The organism is Mycobacterium sp. (assembly GCF_032161845.1).
Classification (GTDB): Bacteria; Actinomycetota; Actinomycetes; order Mycobacteriales; family Mycobacteriaceae; genus Mycobacterium.
Map to the genome: position 1 here is coordinate 1 of NZ_JAVRQA010000155.1, position 3,894 is coordinate 3,894.

The 3,894-nt window shown below is 63.3% G+C and carries 4 protein-coding genes and 1 pseudogene; 1 reads left to right on the plus strand and 4 read right to left on the minus strand.

The features are described 5' to 3' along the window. Positions 1-435: HAD-IIIA family hydrolase (locus QOD90_RS09135; RefSeq protein ID WP_526348834.1), on the plus strand; the 435-nt coding region annotated here is incomplete at its 5' end. A gap of 19 nt (positions 436-454) precedes the next feature. Here the strand turns inward: QOD90_RS09135 and QOD90_RS09140 are convergent. From QOD90_RS09140 to QOD90_RS09155, 4 genes and pseudogenes are all read right to left on the minus strand, one after another. Further along, positions 455-1,057, minus strand: coding sequence for a D-sedoheptulose-7-phosphate isomerase (locus QOD90_RS09140; RefSeq protein WP_526348836.1), 603 nt, complete (start codon positions 1,055-1,057; stop codon positions 455-457). Then, a complete protein-coding gene (locus QOD90_RS09145) occupies positions 1,054-2,166 on the minus strand; it encodes a GHMP family kinase ATP-binding protein (protein ID WP_526348838.1) in 1,113 nt (370 codons plus the stop codon). Before QOD90_RS09145 ends, QOD90_RS09140 begins: the two co-directional genes overlap by 4 nt. Positions 2,167-2,289: 123 nt before the next feature. Further along, positions 2,290-3,441 carry a glycosyltransferase family protein gene (locus QOD90_RS09150; protein WP_526348840.1) on the minus strand — a complete coding sequence of 384 codons (1,152 nt, stop codon included), beginning with the start codon at positions 3,439-3,441 and terminating at the stop codon, positions 2,290-2,292. 184 nt (positions 3,442-3,625) lie between these two features. Then, positions 3,626-3,894 (minus strand): annotated as a pseudogene (locus tag QOD90_RS09155) (class I SAM-dependent methyltransferase); the annotation flags it as partial.

The window sequence follows — 3,894 nt, forward strand, 5'->3', positions numbered from 1 at the left end:
CCAATCGACGTGGCACTGGACGCCGCGGCAGCGGCCCAGCGGTTGGGCGCGGCCATCGTCGTGATCACGAATCAGGGTGTCATTGGCCGGGAGCTGGCCACCGAGTCCGATGTCATGGTCATTCACGCCCTACTCCTCGCCGCGCTCGGCGAACACGGGATAGCGCTCGACGCCATCTACGCGTGCCCCCACCACCCACGGTCGCCGGACCCGACCCGACGATCGTGTGAGTGCCGCAAGCCCAAGCCAGGAATGATTCTGGCGGCAGCGCGCGACCTGAACCTCGACCTCGCCCGGTCGGTGTTCATCGGCGATCAACCGAGTGACAGCGCGGCTGCCCGCGCAGCCGGAATGGCCGAGACGCGAATTCTCGAGCTCGGATCCAACGATCCTCTGCAGTTCGTCAAAACCGCATTCGGTCCGAATCCGTTGTGACCAAGCGTGATTCTCCGGCTTAGGGATTGCCGGGGTACTCGTCGGGAAAGAGAATGCGCTCGGCAAGGGCGAAGACGATGTGACCGCACGTGATGTGCAGTTCCTGAATCTTCGCCGTCTCCTTGGCCGGTACCGGCAACAGGATGTCTGCGTTGCCCATTTCCCTGGACTCATGGCCGGTGAACGACACCGTCGTGATGCCCTTGGCCTTGGCCGCCTCGATGGCCCGCACGACGTTCGCGGAACGACCCGATGTCGAGATGCCGATGAGCAGGTCGCCTGCGTTACCGAGTCCCTCGATCTGCCGCGAGAAGACGGTGTCGTATCCGTAGTCGTTGCCGATCGCAGTGAGTGCCGAGCTGTCCACGGTGAGGGCGAGTCCGGCCGCGGCCGCACGGTTGTAGTTCTGGCGCCCAACGAGTTCCGCGGCGAGGTGCTGTGAATCCGCCGCCGAGCCGCCGTTTCCGCAGAACATGATCTTGCCGCCGGCACGTAGCGTTTCCACAACCTTGCCTGCGATCTCCGAGAGGATCTGCGAGTAATGCGGGGTATCCAACGCGTCGATGGCGGCCCGACTCTTGGCGATCTCCCCGTCGATGAACGCCGGGACATCCAAACTCATCGCAGTGACCACGCTACTGCTCCTTCCGAAACGAAGTGTGTTGGTTGAACTGCGCCGATGCGCAGCTCGTCGAGCGCCTGCATCACGGCCGGACGGCGGACCGGATCTGTCAGGAACAGTACGAAACCACCGCCACCCGCGCCCGACACCTTGCCGGCCAGTGCGCCTGCCTGCTTGGCAACGTCGAAGCACTGTTCGATGTTGGGATTCGAAATCCCTTCGGCCAGTTGCTTCTTCGCTTGCCAGCCTCGGTCGAGAACTTCGGCCAGTTGGACGAGGTCGCCCTTGAGGAGCGCCTCCTTCATCGCAACTGCTTCGTCCTTGAGTTTGTGGGTCGCCTCGAGTTGCGACGTCGCGCCCGCGGAAATGTAGGTGGTTTGGCGCTTGATGATGTCAGCTGAATTGCGCGAAACACCGGTGTGGAATAGGACGATCGATGCTTCCAACTCCCGTAGCGTCGCATCCTTGATGCGCAGCGGGTTGACGATGATCCGTCCGGCTGGCCCGAACTCCATGACGTTGAACCCGCCGAACGTCGCGGCGTATTGGTCTTGGCTGCCGCCCGCCTGGCCGTAGTCCTCGCGCTCGATCTCGTACGCGAGGCGCGCGACGTCGTATTCGCCGAGCGGAAGGGCGAAGTACTCGCGAAACGCCTCGATCGCCGAAACGACAAGTGTTGACGACGAGCCGAGGCCTGACCCAGGAGGGGCGTCCGAGATCGTGGTCAAGCGAACCCTTGGCCTACCGAGATCGAATTCGCGATTCATTCGCTCGTAGATGGCGCGATGAAGATGTAGGGGAGTCGACTCGGCCTCGGGGTCTGGAGCCTTGGTGATCGTATCCACGGTGCCAATGTCTGGCGCGCAGAACTCGATGGCGCCATCGAGGCACTCTTCGAGGGTGGCGTAGCAGTACCTGTCGATGGTGGCGTTCAGGACGAGGCCACCGTAGGTGTCGCAGTACGGCGCCACGTCGGTGCCGCCTCCCGCGAGGCCAAGACGCAACGGCGCGCGCGCGCGGACCCGGCGACCGGTTACCTTTTTCGCGCGATCGCCGAATTCGCTAGTGGCCGGTGACCAATAGTTGGCCGTCACCGCGTCTGTAGGCATCTTTTTCCTCTTGATTGCCGCCCAAGTGCGGGCTGACCAGCGCACTGGTCATTATGATTGCGCCAGCAAAGACGATACACAATTCACCGCCAAGGGGTTGGTAGCCATGGCGCCGCGGGAAGCTCAGACACTTGCCGTCGTTTGATCCAGTAGGCGCGCCCAGGCCTCGGCGAAGGCCTTGCCCGTCCCGGCCCGGGAGCGCTCGCGGCTGGTCTTCTCGGCGTTGAGGCCAAGGTGGGTGAGGCGCTCGCGATCGTTCACCAGCGACGTGATCTCTTCGACCAGGGCCCGTGCCACGCCGTCGGTTTCCGCAGTGGGTTGCACCGTCACCGCGCCGGTCGCTTCGTCCAGCTCCGCCAGTGGGCCGTACCCGGTGGAGATGACGGGCGTGCAATAGGACTGCGCGGAAGCGCCAACGCCCGATGCCGGATACGTTTCGGCGTACCAGTGTCGTTTGCCGTACGGCACGATGATCGCGCGGACCGATTCGAAGAACGCGTCCTCTTCGGGACCGTCGACGCCGCCGAGAATCTCGATGCCGTCGGCCTTGGGCAGTGACTCCGTCCCTCGGCCGGCAATCCGGATCAAGACGTCGTCCGGCAGGAGTTCACGGATCCGGGCGATCTGGTCGAATCCCTTGCCGCGGTACGCGTAGCCGAAGAAGCCCACCGCCTTCGGTCGGTCCTGCACGGGCTTGATGGCCGGTCTGTCGAAAGCCATGCACGGTATGTACAGCGCGCGTGTGCGTGGGTAAGTCTCTTCGATCGAACGGCGCCCCGCGTCGGTCAGTGCGAACAGGGTCCGGTCGCGGTATGCGACACCTTCGATCGCACGGGACACCGGGCGCAACGGATAGTGAATGGCGTGGTTGAGCAGTCGGTGCTTCGCGATGAATCGGGTGCGGCCGACGAACCAGAGGCCCTGCGGCGGATCATGCACGGTCCCGGTGACCGGTACGTCCTTGAGGCCGGCGATCGACCAGAAGGGGGCCATCGAGCCAGTCGACAATTCGGCATGTACCAGCACCCGGCCCGGGGGGCCCGCCGCGATGTGATCTCTGACGGCCCTACGGTGCCGCCGGACGTCCGCGAGCGTGGCGTTTCCGGGGCCGGGAACCCGATGGTCGATCACCTCGGCGAAATACGGCTTAACCGCCTCGACGAAGTTCGTTGAATAGTCGGCTACGGACGTTTCGCCGTGCGCGGAGCCGATGAACACCAATCGGTAATTCGCGAGTTGAGCAACCGGATCTGCATTCGCAGATTCATTGATCACGAAATTCGCTCCTGTCATGAGTTCGTCGACCACATTAGCAACGACGTCGAACGGCTTGAAGAAGAAAGTTGAACCATGACGAGAACCTTCGTCGTCGAGGACGCTGGCAACCTCATCGGGTTTGCCGCAGCGCCGTTAGGCGAGTGCAGCGCGGGCCTGAGCCCGATACGGCGGTGCCGTGGCGTTAGCCAGCCGAGGGTACCGCGGGCTTTCGAAGTACCACGACGGCGAAGCTGGTGAGTGCAGGTACCGGATGCTTGAACAAGAACCTGGTCTTGGACTGTTCGAGAGAATCCAAGGGCGGAATCACCTTGTAGTAGGTGTGTCCGAAGGTCGCACTCCAATCCTCAACCTCGAAACCCACGCTCTCGAAGCGCTTTATCGCCCGTTGTGTCGGCCCGGAGCACCAACGGTAGTAGGCGGGGAACTTGTCCAGGTTGCCGAGCTCGAGGC

Coding starts and splice junctions, on each gene's coding strand:
- QOD90_RS09145 (WP_526348838.1), bottom strand. CDS start 2,166: ATGCCTACAGACGCGGTGACGGCCAACTATTGGTCACCGGCCACTAGC.
- QOD90_RS09140 (WP_526348836.1), bottom strand. CDS start 1,057: ATGAGTTTGGATGTCCCGGCGTTCATCGACGGGGAGATCGCCAAGAGT.